The organism is Rariglobus hedericola (genome assembly GCF_007559335.1).
Taxonomy (GTDB): Bacteria; Verrucomicrobiota; Verrucomicrobiia; order Opitutales; family Opitutaceae; genus Rariglobus; species Rariglobus hedericola.
This window is the reverse complement of record NZ_VMBG01000002.1, coordinates 474984-497800: the sequence shown is the minus strand read 5'-3', so window position 1 is coordinate 497800 and position 22817 is coordinate 474984. Positions and strand designations below refer to the sequence as shown.

General features: G+C 61.2%; 18 protein-coding genes. 7 read left to right on the top strand and 11 right to left on the bottom strand.

All coding sequences use genetic code 11. The features are described from left to right. Positions 1-253: 253 nt before the first annotated feature. Positions 254-997: a PEP-CTERM sorting domain-containing protein gene (locus tag FPL22_RS12415; RefSeq protein WP_162525294.1), complete on the bottom strand. Its 744-nt coding sequence runs from the start codon at positions 995-997 to the stop codon at positions 254-256. Positions 998-1593: 596 nt separating this feature from the next. On the opposite strand from FPL22_RS12415, the gene FPL22_RS12410 reads away from it, so the two are divergent. After that, positions 1594-2373, top strand: coding sequence for a hypothetical protein (locus FPL22_RS12410; RefSeq protein ID WP_144230734.1), 780 nt, complete (start codon positions 1594-1596; stop codon positions 2371-2373). 231 nt (positions 2374-2604) lie between these two features. Further along, complete coding sequence (gene gcvP, locus FPL22_RS12405) at positions 2605-5514, top strand: aminomethyl-transferring glycine dehydrogenase (protein ID WP_144230733.1); 2910 nt, start codon at positions 2605-2607, stop codon at positions 5512-5514. A 62-nt stretch (positions 5515-5576) separates the two neighbouring features. Here the strand turns inward: gcvP and FPL22_RS12400 are convergent, their stop codons facing one another. Both FPL22_RS12400 and FPL22_RS17850 read right to left on the bottom strand, forming a co-directional pair. Continuing rightward, positions 5577-6908, bottom strand: a complete 1332-nt coding sequence (locus FPL22_RS12400; RefSeq protein WP_203235154.1) for a methyl-accepting chemotaxis protein — start codon at positions 6906-6908, stop codon at positions 5577-5579. Then, positions 6905-7402, bottom strand: coding sequence for a hypothetical protein (locus FPL22_RS17850; protein WP_203235153.1), 498 nt, complete (start codon positions 7400-7402; stop codon positions 6905-6907). The genes FPL22_RS12400 and FPL22_RS17850 overlap by 4 nt, the downstream gene beginning before the upstream one ends. A gap of 215 nt (positions 7403-7617) precedes the next feature. Here FPL22_RS17850 and FPL22_RS12395 point away from each other — a divergent pair, with 215 nt between their 5' ends. The 3 genes from FPL22_RS12395 to FPL22_RS12385 all read left to right on the top strand — a co-directional run bounded on the left by FPL22_RS12395 (position 7618) and on the right by FPL22_RS12385 (position 11710). Then, the gene (locus tag FPL22_RS12395; protein WP_144230731.1) at positions 7618-8415 is read left to right on the top strand and encodes a fumarylacetoacetate hydrolase family protein; all 798 of its coding nucleotides are present in this window, start codon (positions 7618-7620) and stop codon (positions 8413-8415) included. Positions 8416-8664: 249 nt separating this feature from the next. Continuing rightward, complete coding sequence (mqo, locus tag FPL22_RS12390) at positions 8665-10164, top strand: malate dehydrogenase (quinone) (protein WP_144230730.1); 1500 nt, start codon at positions 8665-8667, stop codon at positions 10162-10164. Positions 10165-10267: 103 nt separating this feature from the next. Further along, positions 10268-11710, top strand: coding sequence for a rhamnulokinase (locus tag FPL22_RS12385; protein ID WP_144230729.1), 1443 nt, complete (start codon positions 10268-10270; stop codon positions 11708-11710). On the opposite strand, the gene FPL22_RS12380 is transcribed toward FPL22_RS12385, so the two are convergent. Genes FPL22_RS12380 through FPL22_RS12365 form a run of 4 tightly spaced genes read right to left on the bottom strand, consistent with a single transcriptional unit; the run spans position 11711 to position 17011 of the window. Further along, complete coding sequence (locus FPL22_RS12380) at positions 11711-13036, bottom strand: glycoside hydrolase family 140 protein (RefSeq protein ID WP_144230728.1); 1326 nt, start codon at positions 13034-13036, stop codon at positions 11711-11713. 33 nt (positions 13037-13069) lie between these two features. Further along, positions 13070-13996 carry a 2-dehydropantoate 2-reductase gene (locus FPL22_RS12375; protein WP_144230727.1) on the bottom strand — a complete coding sequence of 309 codons (927 nt, stop codon included), beginning with the start codon at positions 13994-13996 and terminating at the stop codon, positions 13070-13072. Positions 13997-14039: 43 nt separating this feature from the next. Further along, positions 14040-14804, bottom strand: a complete 765-nt coding sequence (locus tag FPL22_RS12370; protein WP_162525293.1) for a hypothetical protein — start codon at positions 14802-14804, stop codon at positions 14040-14042. A gap of 8 nt (positions 14805-14812) precedes the next feature. After that, positions 14813-17011, bottom strand: a complete 2199-nt coding sequence (locus FPL22_RS12365; protein WP_275263051.1) for a CHASE2 domain-containing protein — start codon at positions 17009-17011, stop codon at positions 14813-14815. Between the two features lie 128 nt (positions 17012-17139). On the opposite strand from FPL22_RS12365, the gene FPL22_RS12360 reads away from it, so the two are divergent. Together FPL22_RS12360 and FPL22_RS12355 are read left to right on the top strand one after the other, a co-directional pair. Then, on the top strand, positions 17140-18891 hold the full coding sequence (locus tag FPL22_RS12360; protein WP_144230724.1) for a FecR family protein: 1752 nt from the start codon (positions 17140-17142) through the stop codon (positions 18889-18891). 30 nt (positions 18892-18921) lie between these two features. After that, complete coding sequence (locus tag FPL22_RS12355) at positions 18922-19932, top strand: hypothetical protein (RefSeq protein ID WP_144230723.1); 1011 nt, start codon at positions 18922-18924, stop codon at positions 19930-19932. A gap of 87 nt (positions 19933-20019) precedes the next feature. Here FPL22_RS12355 and FPL22_RS12350 read toward each other — a convergent pair whose 3' ends face one another. The 4 genes from FPL22_RS12350 to FPL22_RS12335 form a co-directional block, all read right to left on the bottom strand. After that, entirely contained in the window at positions 20020-20220 is a 201-nt protein-coding gene (locus tag FPL22_RS12350; RefSeq protein ID WP_144230722.1) for a hypothetical protein, read from the bottom strand. 172 nt (positions 20221-20392) lie between these two features. Further along, complete coding sequence (locus tag FPL22_RS12345; protein WP_144230721.1) at positions 20393-21343, bottom strand: DNA/RNA non-specific endonuclease; 951 nt, start codon at positions 21341-21343, stop codon at positions 20393-20395. Beyond that, positions 21340-21933 (bottom strand): plasmid pRiA4b ORF-3 family protein, encoded by a 594-nt coding sequence (locus FPL22_RS12340; RefSeq protein WP_144230720.1) that lies wholly within the window; start codon positions 21931-21933, stop codon positions 21340-21342. Before FPL22_RS12340 ends, FPL22_RS12345 begins: the two co-directional genes overlap by 4 nt. 84 nt (positions 21934-22017) lie before the next feature. Beyond that, positions 22018-22497 carry a YMGG-like glycine zipper-containing protein gene (locus FPL22_RS12335; protein ID WP_144230719.1) on the bottom strand — a complete coding sequence of 160 codons (480 nt, stop codon included), beginning with the start codon at positions 22495-22497 and terminating at the stop codon, positions 22018-22020. Between the last annotated feature and the right edge of the window lie 320 nt (positions 22498-22817).

Genomic DNA, 22817 nt, shown 5'->3' with positions numbered 1-22817 from the left:
AGACCAGCAGCCATTAAATTGTATGAGTCGTAACATTGCATCGGCCATGCCAACGCCAGTGCGACAATATACGTAGACATCCGAATCACTTCCTAACACATTAACTATAAATGGATAGAAAATCCGACATGCCATCATGTTTTCCCACTGTGCACATACTTGATCAATCTCGGTCAGCATTAGCCCGTAAACGCAAAACGGCGACAGCCGAAGCCGTCGCCGCCTATTAATATCAAGCCTCGACTAATTAATATTAGCTGCGCTTGGCAGTCGACTGACGGCGACGCTGAGCGACAACAATTGTCAAAACCAGCCCGCCCAAAACCATAGCGTAGGTAGAAGGCTCAGGAACTTGGGATAATGCCGTGGTGCCCGAAAGAGTAAAATCACTCACTCCAGCAGTAGCAGTAGGCTCGTTCAAATACCAAGTTCCACTGGCACCCGTCGCACCATAATTCAATATTCTAAATGTTACGGATGCAACATTTTGAAGATCCACAATTCCGGATAAATCAATAGATGCCACCGCATTACCTGATGAAGTCGTGACATTACCCCATGTAATGGCCGAACCAATATCGTTAAAGCTCGTTCCACTATCTACTGAATACTGTAAAAGACCAGTTATCGGTCCACTTGCAGATCGACGGACATTAAAGGCATCAATCGAAGCTAAAGACATTGTGTAGCCTGCATCTGCATTAAGAGTAATCGTAATCCAATTATTAGCAGCAAGAGCGGCACTTGCAGTCGTCGCAGTCGAAGACCAGCCGTTGGTCCCCCATGCTTTACTTGCACTAGTCCCAGACTGACTTGTAGTAAAACCCAACCCAAGGCTGGCACTTACAACACCCGCGCTTAACGAAGTAGCTGCAAATGGGCTAGGGCCCCATACGTTACTAGCTCCAACCTGACCGTTAAAATCCCAACCTGCCAAAGTCGCCGCATTCAAATGTGCGGTGAAAACCGCCCCAAGCATCACGACAAGTAACTTCATTTTATATATCATATTCTTTATTTTTTAAATTTTAGCATCGTCCAACCGCGTCGAACTAGAATTCCGACCAATAACTGATTTAATCTATAACATCATTAGCAGTCACCATGCCTCACCCCTCCGTCAAACCGCTGGGGTGACGATTTGGTGAATTGAAATCGGCTGAAAAAGCCCGCGACTTATCGACGCTTAACGATTGCGATATCCGTAACCAATTGCTACTATGCGATCTGTTCAGAGTGGTGATTAATACGCAGTCATCTTCGGATTATAATTACTCATCGAGTGAGATTTTTTCATACCTCTATTGTTTATAGCTTTCATTTTCATGCATTGGCCGCTCTCTCTATTCAGAACCACGCGTAACCCATCCATCCACAATAGATAGTGTATTCTAGCTAGGCCCAGGCCCCTCCACGGCATTTTTTACAAATCGGCAGACACGACCACCGATTTTGTAAAAAAACGCGCACATCCCTCAAAATCCGCGCTAAAACTTTCGCCCCGCCGTCCCGCGACGGATAAAAATTGGTCTGGCCCGGTGTTCTATGCCTTGGTGGCCATGCCTCGATTCGATCACCGTCCCTGCGCCCCTCATGCAATCTCCCGTTCTCCGCATCGTTTTAGCCTCCCTTGCACTGGGCGCTGCATTGCCCGTTGCCTCGCTGGCCCAGAAGGGCTCCGACGCCAAACCGCTGGTCCCCCAGTGGGACGACGCCGAAACCCGCCAAGTGTTCAACGGCGCGACCACCCGGGCCACGACCACCGGGGCCACGCGTTACGCCGAAATCATCAAGGCCCTGAGTCAGGCCGGCTACATCCTCAAAGCCACCAGCAATCCCGAGGCTTGGATCATCACGTTTCCCGCCACCTCGGCGCCGCAACCGGCCATAGGCATACGCCTGTTTCCGCCCGAGGCCACTGAGGAGCAAATGAACGCCTATCAGTTTGGCGTTAGCTCGGCCTCCGTCCTGAATCACCGCCTGCGCTTCATCGCCCTTTTCCAAGTCACTTATCCCGAGGCCGAAATCGTGCCCGGCAGCGTCCTCAATCGCCGGGATGAGCTCATGTCGTCCCATGAACTGAAATCTCGCGTGATTCAGACCCTCTCCGAGCTGCCCGACATCCGCACAACCATTCTAGGGACCATCGCCGCCGAGCGCACCGCGCCCAGCCCGCTTAAGGAGATGATCGACCGGCTCCAAGCAACCAAGGTCCAAGCCGAAGCCCGCCGCGCCGCCCTCCTGAAAACCGATCCGCTTACCATCGAAACCTTGCGGCGTGCACAGACTTGGGAGGCCCTAGCGGCCGCCTTGGAAGCCACGATTGAGGATACCCAACGCGAAGCCCGCGGCGAACTCCCTGCCGCCAAGTAATACCCACAGGCTTCCATCCTGCGGATGCGGTTTTCCGCTCTCTGTATTCTGTCACTCCGTCGTCTGTTCTCCGTCCCCAGCGCTCATCCGTCAGTCCTCAGTCCGTCCGTAGTCCATCCTCCGTCCTCAGTCCTCTGTTTTCCGTTCTCGTCCTCTGTCTCGCCCTAATACCCACAGCATTCCCTAAAAACCATTTGCCGGACGGTAGGCCTCGCCTACCGTCCTTTTTTTATGCCCGCTTCCGCGAACGCCGCCAACGCCACGCCGTCCCTCTCCGAGTTGCTCGCCCCGACCGACTCTTTCGCGCGCCGCCACAACGGCCCCGACGCCGCCGAACAGGCCGCCATGCTCAAAGCCCTCAACCAGCCGTCCCTCGACGCGCTCGTTGACGCCACCGTCCCGCCCCACATCCGCCGCGACGCCCTCGACCTCCCTGCCGCCCTCGGTGAATCCGCCGCCCTCGCTGAACTCCGCGGCCTCGCCTCGCAGAACCAGATTTTCCGCAGCCACATCGGCATGGGTTACTACAACACCCACACGCCCGGCGTCATCCAGCGCACCATCCTCGAAAACCCGGGCTGGTATACCGCCTACACGCCCTACCAGGCCGAGATCGCCCAAGGCCGCCTCGAAGCCCTCCTCAATTTCCAGACGCTCGTCACCGATCTCACCGGTCTCGAAATCGCCAACGCCTCCATGCTGGACGAGGGCACCGCCGCCGCCGAGGCCATGATGATGTGCCACCGGCTCAAGGAAGGCGACGCCTCCGCCCACCGCGCATTCTTCGTCTCCGAAAAGTGCCACCCGCAGACAATCGACATCGTCAAAACCCGCGCCGTCCCACTCGGCATCGAGGTCATCATCGGCGACCACAAAACCTTCACCCCCACCGCCGGCACCTTCGGCGTCCTCGTGCAATACCCCGACACCACGGGCAGTATCCACGATTTCGCTACATTCTTCGCCGCCGCCCACGCCGTCGGCGCGTTCACCATCGTCGCCACCGACCTCCTCGCGCTCACCCTCCTCCGCGCCCCCGGCGAATTCGGCGCCGATGTCGCCGTCGGCTCCGCCCAACGCTTCGGCGTTCCCATGGGCTTCGGCGGACCCCACGCCGCCTTCCTCGCCACCAAAGACGCCTTCAAGCGCCAGATGCCCGGCCGTCTCGTCGGCGTGTCCAAAGACGCCAACGGCGACCCCGCCATGCGCCTCGCCCTCGGCACCCGCGAGCAACACATCCGCCGCGACAAGGCCACGTCCAACATCTGCACCGCCCAAGTCCTCCTCGCCGTCATGGCCTCGATGTATGCCGTCTATCACGGACCCGAGGGCCTCAAAAAAATCGCCCGCCGCGTCCACGCGCTGACCTCCCTCCTCGCGCAAGGCCTCCGCTCCGCCGGCGCCTCGGTCAACGCCGAGCCCGTCTTCGACACGCTCACCGTCGGCAATATTTTCGCCACGAAGATCCACGCCGACGCCCTCGCCCAAAAGATCAACCTCCGCGTCATCGACGACGCCACCGTCGGCATCTCGCTCGACGAAACCACCACCCTCGCCCAAGTCGAACAGCTCATCTCCTTCTTCGGCTCGACGCGCCCTGCCCTCACCTCCGACGTCGAACGCGCCGGCTTCTCCGCCCCGCTCGCCCGCACCTCGGCGTTCCTCACCGCGCCGTCCTTCAACCGCTACCACACCGAGCACGAAATGCTCCGCTACATCAAGCGCCTCGAGGCCAAGGACCTTTCCCTCGTCCACTCGATGATCTCGCTCGGCTCGTGCACGATGAAGCTCAACGCCACGTCCGAGATGTTCCCCGTCTCCTGGCCCGAGTTCGGACAACTCCACCCCTTCGCGCCTTCCGACCAAACCAAGGGTTACGCGCAACTCTTCACCGACCTCGAAACCTGGCTCACAGAGATCACCGGTTTCGCCGCCGTCTCCCTGCAGCCCAACGCCGGCTCCCAAGGCGAATACGCCGGCCTCCTCGTCATCCGTTCCTTCCACGAGTCGCGCGGCGAAGGACATCGCAACATCTGCCTCATCCCTACCAGCGCGCACGGCACCAACCCCGCCAGCGCCGCCATGTGCGGTTACCAAATCGTCCCCGTCGCCTGCGACGCCAACGGCAACATCGACGGCGCCGACCTCAAAGCCAAGGCCGACGCCCACGCCAAAAACCTCGCGTGCGTGATGATCACCTACCCGTCCACGCACGGCGTGTTCGAAGCCTCCATCAAAGACCTCTGCGCCCACATCCACTCCCACGGCGGCCAAGTTTACATGGACGGCGCCAACATGAACGCCCAAGTCGGCCTCACGTCCCCCGGCCACATCGGCGCCGACGTCTGCCATCTCAACCTTCACAAAACCTTCTGCATTCCCCACGGCGGCGGCGGCCCCGGCATGGGCCCCATCGGCGTCGCCGCGCACCTCGCTCCCTTCCTCCCCGGCCACGTCATCGTGTCCCCCGTCCACGACAAAGGCCGCAAACACCTCGGCGCCGTCTCCGCCGCTCCGTGGGGCAGCGCCTCGATCCTCGTCATCTCGTGGATGTATATCCGCATGATGGGCCCCGACGGACTCACCGCCGCGACGAAGATCGCCATCCTCAACGCCAACTACGTCGCCGCCCGCCTCGAGAAATATTTCCCCGTTCTCTACCGCGGCGCCACCGGACTCGTCGCCCACGAGTGCATCGTCGATCTGCGCGGCTGGAAGAAACACGGCATCGAAGCCGAAGACGCCGCCAAGCGCCTCATGGATTACGGCTACCATGCGCCGACCCTCTCGTTCCCCGTCCCCGGCACGTTCATGATCGAGCCCACCGAGAGCGAAACCCTCACCGAACTCGACCGCTTCTGCGACGCGATGATCTCCATCCACGGCGAGATGCAGGCTGTCGTCACCGGCGAATCGGACAAAGCCAACAACCCGCTCAAACACGCCCCGCACACCGCAAAGGTTGTGACCGCCGACGAATGGACGCGCCCCTACTCGCGCCAGACCGCCGCCTTCCCGAGCGAGTTCGTGCGCCAGTCCAAGTTCTGGCCGGCAGTAGGCCGCGTGGACAACGTCTACGGCGACCGCAACCTCATCTGCAGCTGCGTCGGCATGGAAGCCTACGCCGACGCGAAAGCTTAGCCTAAGCCTGGAACCGCAGCCACCATAAGCGCCGTCAAAGGGACGGCGCTTTTTTGGGCCCCTTACGCCGCCAGTCCGAGCTTCGACTTGCCGTCGCTCTCGCGCCTTTGCCGTCCGGTCAAGCGCTCAAGCTCGCCGATCGCGCCCGACACCAATCCAGCCTGCTCGCGCAACGCAATCGCCGTGGCTGAAAGTTCCTCCGAGCGCGCGCTGCCCGCCTGCGCGTTATTGTCGATGCTCCCCATCGCCGCCGTGATCTGGTCAACACCCGCGACCTGTTGGTCGAGCGTCTGAGCCACGTCACCGACCAGCGAGTCCAACTCCCTGAACGCCCCCTGCACCAACGACAGCCGGCTTGAGACCTCCAGGTTGACGCGCACGCCCTCGGCACCGCGCTCCGCCGCCAAGGTCACCAGTCCGGCGGTTTCCTGCGCAGCCTGCGCCGCCCGGCCCGCGAGCATGCGCACCTCGCCCGCCACCACGGCAAAACCCGCGCCCACCTCGCCAGCCCGCGCCGCCTCGACCGCGGCGTTGAGCGCTAGAATATTCGTCTGAAACGCGATTTCCTCGATCGTTTTCACGATCTTTGTGATCGCCTGGCTCGACTCGCGGACCCCGTTCATCGTCGTGTTCAACTTGGCGCCGGAAGTTTCGATCTCGCCGAGCGCCGTGCGCATCTGCGCAAGTTGTTTTATCTTCACCGTGGTCAGACGGTCTTTGCTGAGCCGCGCCTGGGTGGAGAATTCCACCAACGTCGCGCTGATCTCCTCCACCGCCGCCGCCTGCACATTGGCGTCTTCGGAAGCCGACATGCTCGCCGAACTGAGTTCGTCCGACGACGTGGTCAGGGCGGCGCCGGCCCCACCGAGATCGCCCATTACCTGGCCCGCACCGACAACATAGTTGCCAAACATCCGCGCGATCAGACAACCCGGCCCTGCCGCGAGCACCACAAACAGCGCGTGCAGAACCACGATCCAGAGGGTCGCATTGTAGTTGAAAAGGCTGCTCGGCAGAAAAAAGAAAAACGCCACATGGTGCACCGCAATGGTCACCGCGCCCGCCAGCACCACCGGCACGCGTCCGAAGACCGCTAGCAACGGCAACAGCACGAACACGTGGAAATGCATCTCGATCATGCCGCCGCCGAGGTGGATCAGCTGAGCGCTCAGCGCCAGACCACCCACCCCCATCGCCATCGCCGTCATCAGGCTCCCGCGCCGCAAGAGATGAAGCAAGGTCGGCCCGCTGACCACGAGAGCGCCGATCAGCACGGCCGACAGGATGCTCGTCCCGCGATAATAGGCGATGGTCGCGAAGACCGGCACATGAGCCCAGTAGGCGAGAAGGAACCAGCGGCTCACGCTGGCGATATGTTTTTGCTCGTAGCTCATAAGGTAAAAAGACCCTTCGTCCTGCCGCCCGGCGGCAAGACGCTCACGCATCCCACCGGCACATACGGCGCAACCGCCTCGCCACGGGCCACCCGTTTCAATAAAACGGTATCCAGCAGCATCGCGCCCTCCTCCTCCGGATCCGCTCCGCGAAACTGGCCGCTCCATAGCAACCCTCCGTCTATTCCATAAATTTCCAACCGCGGCTCCGCGTCCACGGCCAATCCCGATGACAGCACGGTAAACCCCGCCCGGCGTAAATCCGCTTCCCACGCGCTCGCAGGCCCGGGGAGATCGATTTCCTCCTTCGTGCCTGGCAAAGCTCTACGGTTCACAAGCTGCGCCACGATCCACGGAGTCAACGCGTGCTCCGCCGGCAACTGGTAGCGCAGCCGCCACCCCGCCGACCAGGTTTGCACCACCCCCGCCTGTTCGCGACCGCCCGTTTCGCACCCTGCCCGACTCATCGCCACCACCACTCCCAGAGTGCTCACACTCCATAGTCCGAAAACACACCAGGCTCCTACTCGTCCCAAAAGGGCAGCGGACAATTTATTCCTGCGGGTGTGCGATGTTGTAGTAATAACACCATCTCTTCGTCACACCGCCCGACAACTTCAGCCTGCAGCCTCATCAACTAAACTCGGAGCGGCTATTTCAGTCGATTTCACGCCTTTCCTTGCGCCCAAAGCCCTCTGTAATGCCACCCATGCGCCTGATCCGCCACCTCACCCCCGCCGGCCCCGCTTACGCCGCCCTCCAACCCGACGGCACCGCCCTCGAAGTCACCGGCGATTCCCTCGCCGGCACGCACCGCATCACCGACCGCACCATCACGCCCGGCAAACGCCTCGCGCCCATCGCCGGCTCGCCGCTCATCATCGGCATCGGCCTCAACTACGCCAAACACGCCGCCGAGGGCGGCAAGGCCCCGCCCGACCGCCCCATGTGGTTCGTGAAACTCCCCGGCGCACTCCAACACCCCGACTCGCCGATCACCCTCCCGCGCAACCAACCCACGACCCGCGCCGACTACGAAGCCGAGCTCGTCATCGTCCTCGGACGCGACTGCATCAACGCCACGAAGGAAAACGCCTTGTCCTACGTTCTTGGATACACCTGCGCCAACGACGTCTCCGCCCGCGACTGGCAACGTGACTTTGGTGGCGGACAATTTTGCCACGCCAAAAGCTTTGATACCTTCTGCCCCCTCGGCCCTGTGCTCGTCACCCCCGACGAACTGCCGAATCCCAACGCCCTCCGCATCCGCTCGCTCCTCAACGGCACCGTCATGCAAGACTCCACGACCGCCGACATGATCTTCGACGTCCCCACGATCATCGCCTTCCTCAGCGCCGACAAAACCCTCCCCGCCGGCACGATCATCCTCACCGGCACCCCCGAAGGCGTCGGCTTCGCCCGCAAGCCCCCAGTCTGGCTCCAGTCCGGCGACACCATCGCCATCGAAATCGAAGGCATCGGCACGCTCACCAACCCCGTCATCTGACAAAGTTAACGAAGTCAGCTACTTCGACGGCGAAGAATGATTCCACCCGCCGAACACCTCACCCTACCCAACCCAACTCCAAATCCAATTTGTCACTTAATAAGTTACAAACCTGCATTACTCCTTGCCCCAAAAAGTGTTAAGATCACCCATAATCCCGGCTTCGTGAAATTTATTGGTAGCTTCTGGTAGATTATGGAAGAATTGATAGCCAGCCAGCCCCTCACTCCCCATAACTGCCTTTCTCTCATGAAGACCCCTACCCACGTCGAGAACCCCGACGTCATCCTCATCGGCTCCGGCGTCATGTCCGCCAATCTGGGCGCGCTCCTCAAACGTCTCGACCCCGCGCTCTCGATCCAGGTTTACGAGGTCACCGAGGAGCTCGCGCAGGAAAGCTCCCACGGTTGGAACAACGCCGGCACCGGCCACGCCGGCATTTGCGAACTCAGCTACACGCCCACCCAAGCCGCCGACGGCACCGTGGACGTGTCCAACGCCATCAAGATTTTCGAGCAGTTCGAACGCTCCCGCCAATTCTGGGCCTACGCCATCGCCGAGGGTATGGTCAGCAACCCCAAGGACTTCATCAACCCCGTGCAGCACCTCAGCTTCGTGCACGGCGCCAAGTGGGTCGACTACCTCCGCGCCCGCCACGCAGGCATGGCCGCGCACCATTTTTTCGCCGACATGGTCTTCTCGACCGATCGCGGCACCATCGGCTCCTGGGCCCCGCTGCTCACCGCCGAACGCCCCGCCGCCCCCATCGCCGCCACCAAGATGGACTCCGGCACCGACGTGAACTTCGGCGAGATTTCCCGCAAACTCCTCCACTGGCTCGGCGCCCAGCCCGGCTGCGGCATCGCCTCCAACCACCGCGTCACCGACCTCGATAAAACCTCCGCCGGCTGGAACGTCACCATCCGCGACCTCGCCACCGGCCAGACCCGCCGCAACACCGCGAAATTCGTCTTCGTCGGCGCCGGCGGCGGCAGCCTCCACCTCCTCCAAAAATCCGGCATCCCCGAAAGCAAAGGCCTCGGCGGTTTCCCCATCGGCGGACAGTGGCTCGTCTGCGACAACCCCGCCATCGTCGCCCAACATCAGGCCAAGGTTTACGGTCAGCCCCTCGACGCCGCGCCCACCATGGCCGTGCCGCACCTCGACACCCGCATCCTCGACGGAAAAAAGACGCTCCTCTTCGGCCCCTTCGCCGCCTGGACCACCAAGTTCCTTCACAAAAAAGGCTCCGTCCTCGACCTGCCCGGCTCGGTCAAGCCCCACAACCTCGCCACGCTCCTCAAGATCGGCGCGAGCAACCTCGACCTCGTCAAATACCTCGTCCAACAGGGCACGCAGTCCATGAACGATCGCATGGACGTCCTCCACGTTTTCTACCCCGCCGCGAAGAAGGAAGACTGGAAACTCATCGACGCCGGCATCCGCGTGCAGGCCATCAAAAAAACCGACGGCCAGGCCGGTATCGTCCACTACGGCACCGAGGTCATCACCGACCAGGACCGCACCATTTCCGCGCTCCTCGGCGCCTCGCCCGGCGCTTCCGTGTCGGTGCACATCGTGCTCGAAGTCATTCAGAAATGCTTCCCACAACTCCTCGCCTCGCCGGAAGGCAAAGCCCGCATGAAAGCCATGATCCCCACCTACGACGTGGACATCAAGAAACCCGAAAACGCCGACTTCTACCGCACCCAAGCCCAACGCGCTTCCGAACTCCTGCAGCTGGCCTGATCAAAAAGTAGCGAGTAGCGGGCAGTGAGTAGCGAGCATTCCAAACCCTCCGAACTCCACTCCTACCTACTCACTACCCGCTACTCGCTACCCACTACTTCTCATGAAACCCCTCCACCTCGCCGCCATCGATCTCGGCGCCACCTCCGGCCGCGTCATCCTCGGCACTTGGAAAAACTCCCGCCTGACCCTCAAGGAAGTGCACCGCTTCCCCAACAGCTTCCAGTCCCTCGGCGGACACGACTACTGGAACATCGCCGGCCTCTGGTCCGAAATCCTCACCGGACTCCGCGCTGCCGTCGCCGCGCTCCCGAAAGGCGCCACCCTCGCCTCCGTCGGCGTTGACACCTGGGGCGTTGACTACGCCCTCGTCAACGACACCGGCCGCCTCGTGTATCCAGTCCACGCATACCGCGACGACCGCACGCAGGCAGGCCTCAAACGCCTAGCCAACACCCGCGCCGCCCTCAAACGCATCTACGCCGCCACCGGCATCCCCAATGTTTTCTACAACGCATCGCTCCAACTCGAGGAAACCGTCGCCACCCACCCCGCGATCACCGACCTCGCCACGCGCTGCCTCTTCCTCCCCGACTACTTCAATTTTCTCCTCTCGGGCAAGATGGCCAACGAGCTGACCATCGCCAGCACCACCCAACTCCTCGACGTCCACTCCACCGACTGGTCCCGCGCCGCCCTCGATCACTTCCGCGTCCCCGCGCAGTGGTTCTCCAAACCCGTCCTCGCCGGCACCAAACTCGGCAAAGTCCGCGCCCTCCCTCCACACCCCGCGCTCGCCACCACGCAAGTCATCGCCGTCCCCGGCCACGACACCGCCTGCGCCTACGACGCCATGCCCGCCTCCCCCGACGGCACCGACCTCTTCCTCAGCTCAGGCACCTGGTCCCTCGTCGGCTTCGAAAGTGACACGCCTCTCACCGGCACCGACGCCCTCGCCGCGCGCGTCGCCAACGAACGCATCGGCGACGGCCGCTACCGCCCCCTCACCAACGTCATCGGCCTCTGGCTCCTCGAAGGCACCCTGAAAGACTTCGCCTCTCGCCCGAAGTCCGACGCCGACTGGGCGAAACTCATCACCGCCGCCGAAAAACTCCCCGCCCCCGCCGCGCTCCTCGACGTCACCGACGCCGCGCTGACCAATCCGAAATCGATGAAGGCCGCCATCGACGCCCAACTCAAAAAGCGCCGCATCCCCGCGCCCAAAAACCTCGCCGGCTACACCCGCCTCATCTGCGACTCCCTCGGCCGCGGACACGCCGACGCCAAGGCCGCCTTCGAACGCATGAGCGGCCGCACCTTCAAGCGCATCCTCATGGTCGGAGGCGGTTCCAAAAACCGTCTCCTATGCCAGGCCACCGCCGACGCTTGCGGCGTCCCCGTCATCTCCTTCGCCCTCGAAGGCACCGCCGTCGGCAACCTCGCCAACCAACTGGTCTCCCTCCGCGCCGTCCGCTCCATCGCCGCTTTCCGCGCCCTCTTCGGCCCGACCCTCAAGCAGACGATCTACAAGCCGGCGAAGAAGTAATCACTTCCCCGGCGCGCCGTAGCCTTGCGAGCTCTGGTCAAGCACCAGGACCCAATCGAGCACCTCGCCGGGCGCGGGCGAAATAAACTCACGCTCGCCTTCGTTAGAAAACTCGCCCGCTGCGGTGGCCGCACCCGTGCGCGGATCAAACCACCACGCCGTCACCAGCGGCCCCGCGAGCTTGTCCATCCGCACGACAAACGCCCGCCCTACCGGCGCGTAAATCATCGCATAACGCCCCTCGGCATCGCGCGTCGCGTTGAAGCGATATAACCCCGCCCCCGGCACGAACGACTGACTCACCGCCGGCACGATCAAGTCGTCATCCGGGACACGCGTGAGCATCGGTCGCGACTCCATTAATCTCCGTCCGTGTATCATCTGCGCTGCACCGGCCGCATCCAGCGCCTCGCGCCAAAACATCACCGGCTTGTTGATCGGTTCCCGCCCCGCCGCCCAAAACTGCCAAATCGAATGATGCCCGTAGGTGTAACCACAGCCGCCATAAAACACCGACCAATAAAACGTCCGCCGCACATCCGCCGCCGTCGAATACCCATGCGTGTCCGCCGCCGCGTTGATCGGATGGTCCTCGTAAAGCGGCTCCATGTCGAAGACCGGCCGCGCCGGCACGAGATCGTAGTCGGCCTTGATCTGCGCGTAACGATTCCAATTCGCCTCATGCCCATTTTGACGGACGTTAAAATCCAGCCAGTCCACCCCGTGAAACCAATGTGCACTCCCATGTCCGCCCCACGGATGCATTGTAATCAAATGCGCACCGCCATCGCCGCGCCTCAGCCCAAGCGCCATCTCGCGCACCACCGCCACATGCACCTCGTGATCCGGTCCGCGATCTCCGCCCACCACCCACACAATGCCCGCGTCGCGATAACGTCGCCCCAACCACTCGCTAAATACAGCGGCATTCTCCGGCGTGAACACCTCGGGGCCGACGCCCCAACGTTGGTTCCATTTGTCACCCCATGTCGGCAGCAACGCCACATACATCCCCAACGCATTCGCCTGTTCGATCACCCCATCCACATGCGCAAAATACGCCTCGTTGGGCCGCGTCGGATCGAGATCAATCAGCGGTAATTCGCCCTGCGCATTCGGCGTGCGCAACCCATCGAGCTCAGCCAGCGCCACCGCTTGGATCACATTAAATCCCTTCGCCGCACGATCTCTCAAATACACCAGCGTCTCCTCACGATCCAACCGGTGAAACAATTCCCACGCCGTGTCGCCCAACCAGAAAAAAGGCTCGCCGGAGACCGTGGTAAAAAACCGCCGGTTGTCGCTGATCTTTAATCGGGGAAGCATCGAAGTGCGAAGTGTTGAAATAAAATCCTCAGCTCACGGCGACAGTTCCTTCAAACGCGCATACAACGCCTTTAACCGCGGCGTGCTCACGCTCTTCGCCTTCGCCCGCCGCAACGGCTCGCCCCAGATCGGCTCCACCTCAAGCGGTTTCCCCGCGACAAAATCAATCATCGTGGACGGCTTATACGCCCCCATCGGCCGCGTCCGCTCCACCTGATCGACCACGAAATCCTCGGGAATCACCACGCCATACGCCGCGGCCGCCGCCTGCACTTCCCTCATCAATGCCCACACCTCGGCCTCCATCTTCGCCGACTGCAAAATCATATCCGTCGTGATGCCGCCGCCCGTCACCGCGAGTCCGTTGAACGGCACATTCCACACCAGCTTCCGCCAACGCACTTCGAGCAGATTCTCGCTAACGCTCATCTTCACGCCGGCCTTCACAAACAATTCCTTCAATGCCCGGGTGCGCTCCTGCGAGGCCCCCGCGAATTCACCCGCCACGATGTGCCCCGCCATCGTGCACTCGGCCACGCCGGGTGCGGTGCGATTCACGCAAACAAAACACAAGCCGCCGATCGTCCGCTCCACGCCCACCACCGCCGCGACTTGCTCATCCACGCCCAGTCCGTTTTGAAAATTCATCACCACCGTCCGCTCGTGCAGCAATGGCGGCAGCAACTTCACCAACTCCCCGTTCGCCGTCGCCTTCAGCGTCACGATCACCAGATCAACCGGACCGATTTCCTGCGGCGTTGCTTCCACACGAATCGCGTCGGGCAGCACCATGAACTCACCATCGGGCGCCTTCACCGTCAGGCCCTGCGCACGCAGCAACGCGCGATCACTGCGCGCCAGAAACGTCACATCGTTACCCGCACGCGCCAGACGGCCGCCATAATAAAGTCCCAGTGCGCCCGCCCCGACAACGGCGATGGTTTTGAACTGCGAAGCCATGTCCGGAATTACGCGTCAACCCGCCCCGCGGCGGAAGCTCAAGTCACGGTTTGGCTTCAGACGGTTTTGCCGCCTCGGCTTTTTTCTCCGCAGGATTCGGCACCGCGATTTGAAAGCTCCCCGCCTCCGTCGCGCCGACGACCACGGCATTGGAAAGCGTTTTCAGGCGATCACGTTGGGCCACCGCTTGATTCACAATGCGCCGCAACCCCGGCAGCTCATCGGGAAAGCCTCCGACCAAGCGACTCGTGGCCAGCAACTCTTCGAGAAAAATCGTGACGATCGGACTGAACGTGGCTCCGCCCGGTTGCAGAAACACCAGCTCGCCCGGACGCAGCTTAAGCTGCACCGCGGGATCGAGTGGTTTGGACGTTTCGCCCTTCGCCTGAATCGGCTGGTCGGAATCGATACAGACGATCTTGAACCCGCCATTATCCACGGCCTGCACCAGCCACGTGCCGGCGGGAACGCCAAGCACGCTGCGACGACTCGTCACCGACCAGACCTGATCGGATGGAACCTGGAGCAGCGCCGTGCCCGCGAGCAATCGCGCGTTGTTATCAGAGAGAACAAACACCGCGCGCCGACCGACCCGCCAAATTCCGCCGGATGTTTTTATCTCAAACCGCGAGGCATCTCCGGTGATCAACGCCTCGCCTGCCACCAGCACATGCGCGGCGCCCACCCGTTCCAGTTTCTTTCCTTCAACGCGTGACAAGACCCGCCCTTCCACATGCCCGAGTTCGACCGCCGGTTCAGCCAGCAGCAAGGCGATCGGACCGAACACCAACAGCAAAAGACTGGGCACGCGGAAACTCATTTGCTCGTCATCCGGTAAACACCATCCCAAGCCGCACCGGGCGGATGCGCCTTCAATCCGATACAACGCGCGCGCATGAGCAGCGAAGGATTGGCCTCCACGCCCGCGTCACGTTCCACTTGTAACGGTTCAAGAGGAATCGCCTCCTCAAAACACTGCGTCGCCGCATCCCATTCCTGTTGCAGATAATGCATCCGGCCTTTCTCAAACAGCTCGAGACAACGCACCGCACCCTCGGGTAAATGCGCGGGCGACAACGCCACGATTTCAAAAATCTCCACCGGCTCCGTGCGGCCTTTGACCACGATGCGGTCCAGCAAACGAAACACGCACTCACAGCCCGCCGCCTTGGCCGCCGTCACCGTCGCACCCGTGGCCACTGCATAAGCGCCGAAGGACTTCGCACCGCTTTCGCAACGCGCCGCGAGATTCACCGTGTCTCCCATCATCGTGTAGTTGAACCGGTGGCTCGAACCCATGTTGCCCACCACCACACTCCCCGAGTTGATGCCAATGCGCGTGCGCATCGCATGCACGAGTGGCGGCCAGCGATCGCCTTGCGCGGTCCATTTGGCACGCAGCTCGGCCTGCCTCAGTTGCATCTTCGCCGTGGCTTCGCAGGCGCGCCGCGCATGATCGGGCAGCGGCACGAGCCCGCCGAACATCGCCACGATCGCATCGCCGATGTATTTATCGAGCGCCCCGCCGCTGTCCTGCAGGATGTCGGTCATCGCCCCGAGGTATTCATTAAGCAATACAACGAGGTCCGCCGGCGACAGCACTTCGGAAAACGCCGAAAATCCCTGGATGTCGCTGAAGAACGCACTGATCTCATCCTCGTGTCCGCCCAGCTGCGGCTCGACCCGCGCATCCACCATGCGCCGCACCAGCTCCGGCGACACATAGGAGCCAAACATACGGCGGATGCGGTCACGTTGCGCCTGCTCCTCACGGATCTTCAACATCGTCACCGCCGCCTGTTGCACGGCAAACGCCACCAGCGGCACCGCCAGCGGCACCATCCAGTTGCCCCACACCAGCAGCAGCCACGCAACAGCGGCGAATGCCACCGCCAGCACGGGAATCAGGATCACATAAATCGAGCGTCGCACCTCCAGAACCCAAGCCGCGCCCAGGCCCAGCAACAATATCACCACCAATCCCGGCCAGCGTGAAACCGGTCGCAGATAATCGCCGCGCAGGATGTTTTCCAATGCATTGATATGCACGAGCACCTTGGCGCTTTGCCCGTTGAGCGGACTGGGCCCGATATCGCTCAAGCCCACCGCCGTCTGACCCACGATCGCGATTTTGCCGCCGGTTGCAGGCGCCTCGCCCTTTTCGCCAAACTCGACCTGCTTCAAGAGCGTTTCGTGCAGGACGACATAGGAGATCTCATCGATGCCGTTGGGGAATTTTTCCGATCGCAGTTCGTAACGATAGTTAAGCGTAAAATACCCCGCCTTATCCACAGGGATGCGTCGTTCTCCACCACCGTTTTCGTGAATGACCACCGCCACGCCCGGGATGATTTCCACCTGCGCCGCGCCCACGTGAAGGTGCTTCATCATCAGATCCAACACCAGACTCGGATAGACATTATCACCCACTCTCACGACGAGAGGGAACCGGCGGACCACCCCGTCGGAGTCGGCATCGGCATTAAGAAAAGCAAACGATGTCGATTCCAGTAAGAGCGGAATGGGCAACTGCCCGCCCACGCGATCCGGCAGCCTCTTCAACGCACCTTCTGCTTTGGCCAGCGGTGCCGTCAGCCGTGGCGGAACCAGTGCGGGCCGCCCTCCGGTCACCACCATTAATCCCGCCGCCGCCTCATCGAACTGTGCGCCCATGACCACCGGATAGTCTTTCCGCACCGTTGGCTCGACCAGGAGGCTGTCCATCCCAGGATTCAAATCCTCTTCGGTAAATAGAATATCCCAGCCCAGCACCGAGGGTCGCGTCTTCTCACCACGCCCGAGCCAATCCATCAATTGCCCGTGATAAGAACGCGGAAACGGCCAGCGCCCGAGCTCGTGCACGCTCCGGACATCCACTCCGATCAAAACAACTTCACCTGTCGGCGGCACACCCTCCACCTTGGCCCTCAACTGCAATCGCAGCCCTTCGGTCATCCACTCCAAGCTTTTCAATGGCAAAGCATTCGCCGCGAAACCAAGCCCTCCCGCCAGCACCAATGTAACCCCCAGCCGAGCCCGCCAAGTCGGGGGAATTTTGTGCAATAGAGAGAAGAAGGGCAATTTCACCTAGGGAAAACCCTTGTATCACGGCCCTAATTCCAAGATTCAATCCTGCATATTTTATGCGAGTAAACATCTTGTTCGCCTCTCTCGTTCTCGCTCTGGCGTCCGCGCTGGGGCTTTCGGCTCAAACCGTGCGTGTTGTTTTTGTCAGCGGCCAGGCCGAGCTTCAGCGCCCTGAAGACTCCGCCCTGCGCGCCGTCGTCAAAGGCGAGACCGTCGTCATCGGCACCCGCATCGTCACCGGTGCCGATGGTCGCGTGGTGCTCACCCCGATGCCCGGCGTGAAATCCATCATCACGCCCAACACCACCCTCGTTCTCGAAAGCATCTCCGAGAAGCAGACCTCGCCCACCGAGGTCACCCACTCCGCCGTCCTCGACCTTAAAAAAGGTGCCGTCGTTTCAGACCTGCAAAAAAGCGAAGGCGTCGCCTACGACTACAACATCCGCACCGTCCGCGGCATCGCCGGCGCGCGCGGCACCAACTACACGGTCGGCATCAACGCCGCCGGTATCCAGACTGTCGTCGTGACCCACGGTAACATCGCCCTCTCCCTCGCGGATGGCCGCCAGGTCTCCATCACCCCCGGCCAGATTTCGATCACCCAGACCGGCGGCTCCACCCAAAGCGTGAACAGCATCAAAGAGCTTCCCGCCTCCGATCAGGCCATCGCTCAAAACTGGGCCGAAACCACCGTCGCCGCCATCGCCGCCGCCGTGGAATCCGGCGAGCTCTCGCCTGAAGCCCTCCAGCTCGCGCTCGACGCAGCCACCGGCCTCGGCGTAACCCTCTCGCCTGAAACCCAGGCGCTCGTTGACCGCGTCCTGTCCCTCATCGAAAAAGTCACGGCCACCGAGAAGACGCCGACCACGGACATCAAAACCATCATCGAGGCCAACACCGAGATTCAAGGTGAGACCGCCGTGACCGGCTTTGCCTCGTTCACCGCATTCCTGGGCTCGTTGAACGAATCCCAACAGTTCGCCATCGGCGACATTATCGAGCGCGGTTTCGATAATCAGGCCGCCCTCGAAACCCGCCTGCAAGACGGCCAATTTGCCGCCGATCTGGTCAAGGTGGTCGATCTCTACATCGAACTCGGCTTCACCAACGGAGAGCAGCCTCCCACCAATCGCCTTCAACAACTCGGCATCCTGGGCGGCGACAACACGACTGCCGTCGGTGCCGACATCGAAGGCCTGCGTAACTTGATCAAAGCGTATCAGTATCTCACTGAAACCCCCATCGCGCTCGACGAAAACACCTATCACGCCGGCAACGGAGCTCCCGCTCTGGGCGACAACTTCTTCTTCTCCGGACAATCCGGCCGTAGTGGTTACACTCTCTATAATGTCAGCTTCGACGCCAGCGAAGCCGGCGCGAACATGACCGTGGGAGCGACCCGAAATCTGATCATCGATAACACCGGCTATATTCCCGACACCTTTATCACCGAAAGCGGCGGCTCGGTCCGACTGATCGCCTCCGACTTGATCGATCTGAACAACACCCGCTTCAGCAGTGGCATGGCCAACATCATCATGGAGGCCGCCACCATCAATCTGAAGAATGTCGACCTGCCCGCCAACTCCTTCGTGTATCTTTACTCACGCGACGGTGGCACGGCCAACGGCGTCGATGGCACCGGCTATTATCCGCACTTCGGCTCCTCCAAAGTCGGCCGGGTCAACTTCATCTCCGGCGTTACCTATGGCGGTAATTCAGTAAATAGCGTCGGTAATTTCGACGCTCACGGTGAGAATATCTATATCGACAAACTGCCCAGTGGTCAGCCCGGCAATCCCCAGTAATCCATCCCTCTTCCGCTTCACCGAAATCGCATGAAACGCTTCATCCTTGCCGCTCTTGTCGGCACCGCAGCCACCAGCGGGCTCCTCGCCCAGTCCGCCAACGATGTCATCATCGACCGCGCCCAGCAACCCACCACGCCGCCCACCCCCGCCTCGCCGGCCAGCAAAGCCGGCACCGATGAAAAAGGTGATCTCGACGGCGGCACCCAGCGCATGGCCGAAACGCGCAAGCTGCCGTTCAAGCTCTCCCTCGCCTACGATCTGCAGGTTTTCTACACCGACAACGTCTTCCTTCAGCCGAATAACGAAGTCGAAACCGTGGTGATCGCCAACACCCTCGTCGCCCGCGCCGAAGGCAACAGCATCGCCGTCGGTCAAGGCCTGCTCCTCCCCTCGCTGAGCCTCGTTTACCAGCGCTACAACCACGATTTGTTCGGCGGCGACCAGGCCCGCCAGAATCTGGATTTCGATGCCTACAGCATCCCGTTCCAGCTGCGCTATCGTTGCGGCAACAACTGGGAGTTCGGCTTCGGTATCACCGGCACCGCGGTTTACAGCCTCGAGGGCCCGCCCGACTACAACCTCACCTACAAATCGATCTCGACCGCACTGACGGCCCGCAAGCTGGTTTCCTTGGGCCGTGACCACATCCTGTCGTTTGGCGCCGGCGTCACCTACTTCATCACCGACGCCGAAGCCCCCGCCGGCCCCCTCGGTTTCAACGCCGATCGTAACGACAAAATCGATTACACCGTTGATGCCGGTTATTATTACCTGAAGGACCGCTGGGTCGTCGGACCTTACGCCCGCCTGACCTACTCGGACTACCTTCACTTCCAAGAAGGCGCGTTCACCGATGTCAGCCGCAGCGACCTCACCGGCTCGATCGGCGTGAGTGTCAGCTACAGCATCACTCCCTGGGCCAGTGCCCGCATCTACAGCAGCTACGACTGGCGCACCCCGCAAGGTGACGAAATCGTCGATTACTCCTACAAGTCCGCCAACCTGGGCGCGGGAGCGACTCTCAGCATGAGCTTCTAAAGGGCTCACTGATTCCCCCCAAAAAAGAACCGCCCGGAAGCGTAAGCTCCCGGGCGGCGTTGTTTACTGGTTTTAACTGCGATCTCCTTAGAACCGCAGGTGCGACGACATACCACGACCGAGCACCTCAGTGAGGCGCGCAGCCTGGGCCGCCGTCGCGGCTTCATAATATCTCGGACGAACGATTTCAGCTGATGCGCTTTTTCCGGACAGGTTCTTTTTAAAGAAACCCGAGCGGGCAAACGCGCTGAAAGCGCTGATCGGAGACAGGTTACTTGTCTTGTTCATGGTCAGATGGAGACACCGGACATTCATTGCCCGACTCCTCCCGACTGACCACGCACCTTCCAAAGAACGTCCCTATCAAAGCATTTCATGCCGCGAACGTCAACCCGCGCATCACATCTCCATTCTCAACCAGCACCAAGAAAACGATTTCCGCTGGATGCGGCGCCGGTGTTCACCACACCCGGTCAACGTGTTTCGATTCGAGCGAATCCTCCGCCACAGCATCAAGCTCGGTCAGAAAATCCAATCCCGTGCGCCGCTCCACTTCGTCGATCGACACGACAAACCGCCTCGCATCGGCCCCGGCCGGCGCCTCTTGCGGAAATATCAACGCCTGCGCCCGGATACGCCCGTCGCTTTCGTCGATCACGATCATAAAAAACGCCTCCGGCACCGCCGTGCCATTCGGCAGCTTTGCCGGTCGCACTCCAAAAACCGGTCCCGCCAACACCCACACTTCGCCAAAACGGCCCGGATAGCTCGTCGCCACCTTCATCTCCATTTCCTTCCATACGCCGGCATTCAGCGCGTGCCGCTGCGGCGCGATATTGGACATGAGAAACGTCTCACGCTGCGCCGCCTCACCGTAACGCGTCGCCACCGCATAGTTCGGCGCCATGTGGCCGCGATCGTATCCACTATTCGTATACGCGGATGACGGCACCCGCGCCGCCGTGCGCAGATCCGTCTCGAAGTTATCGGGCCGCGGAGCAGGTGTCTCCACTTTCGCCACATCGCCGACCCGATACGCGACCCACGCGGGATTCTCCAACGCGTCGCAATACCCCGCGATGTAGCCCTTGTTCACCAGCACACGGATCGCATGGGGAAATTTTCCCGTCGCCGGCAGGCCGCCGTAGATATGCGTGCGATCTCCCGCCGCCGTCGCGGTGACAAAATCCCCGCTGTAGTAAAGGCGGTAGATATCCTGCGCCACATCGAGCAGTTCGATGCGTTTGCTCTTCTCGAAATAGTTTTCAACGAGCTTGCTCACCTCCGCGCGCCGCGGCTCCGGCTGCATCACAAACCAGCCGCCCATCACCGCGAGCAGCACCACATTGAACCAGAAGACCGCCTTGATCTTCCCGCCGCGCCGGGCGCCCTTTCGTGCACGCGCGCTCATTTGCCGAACTTTCTCAACGCCTTGTTGATCGCGACCAGATCGCACCGTTCCACATCATGCTGCGGGCCGAGCCACTCCATCCACTCACGCCCGAGTTCCGTGGTCGGCTCCGCGATACACGCCAGCATGTCGTGATAAGCCTCCAGCCCGCCGCAATCCTCCGGCGGGCCCGCACGGCCTCCGCCCACGCACCGCGGATACACTTCGCCCTTCGCCACTGGAATCACCTTCTCCACACGAATATCCACGCGCCAGCCGTCGCCGAAGTGATAATCGTAAACCATCCCGCCGCGCTTCGCCAGATCGAGCTCGGCCAGCGTGAGGTCACGATCATCTTCCACGATCACCCCGTCCTTCTTTGCCGGGTTTCCCAATCGCAAGTCTTCGAGCGTAAAGGTGTGCGTCTGATAATCAAACCAGTCGAACGCCACCTGGATCGAATCGTGCAAGCGCGCCAGCCACATCGTCTCCTTCACCACCAGTTGACGCCAGATGCGCGGCTCACAGCCGGCCACGGACAACCCGAGCACCATGGCTTGCGCCGGTGGTTTTTTCGCACGGGAACCCCGGCCTTCATGCAGCGAAATCATCCAGCCACACAAACAAGCGCTCCGGGCCAAGCGACAAAAAAGCCGTGCGCGGCGAGCGCACGGCCTGAATCTTTCCTCCGGCGCTTAACGCCTCCAGCCGCGGCCCGGATAACCACCGCGCGGCCCTTGATGGTAAACCGGCTGCGGATAACTCGCGTAACCATAATTCTGATACACGACCACAGGCGGCGGCGCGGACCGGTAGATCACCACCGTGGGCGCCGGTGACGGCGCGTAATAGCCCGTGCTATAAACCACCGGGGCCGACTGCACGTAGACGACCTGCGTGGTGACCGGTGGCGGCGGGCAATACACCGGTTGCGGTGCGGGTGCGTAAACCACCGTCGTCTGGTTGCTGCGGTCGACCGCGGTGCCGATCAAGGCACCGGCCAACGCGCCGATCACCGCACCTTCGCCGGTATGGCGGCCGGAATTATGTCCGATGACCGCGCCCGCCACGCCGCCGAGAACCGCGCCCTGCACCACGGCAGGGCGGATAGCCTGTGCCTGCGCAGGAATCGCTATCAAGGCGACCACTCCCAAAGCCAGTAATGTCTTTTTCATAACATCACCTGAGACGTCAGCCAGCGGTGAATGTTTGCACGCGTTTCCCGCAAATCACCCAACCCCTTGATCCTGCGTGGAGTGGACTCGATCATATTTCTCCGCCGCTCCAATCCCTGAAAATACAAAGGCCGCCTCTCATGAGAGGCGGCCTTTGTGACCTTGAACACCAAACAAACCTTAAGAACTAAAAAACTGACTACATGGGGATAGACGCAGCCGGACTCGAAACGCTCAAAAATAAATGAAGGATTTTTGGAAAAGTTTATAAAACCCACAACTCATTGAATTCAATCATCTAACAAATTGTGAATTTCTTC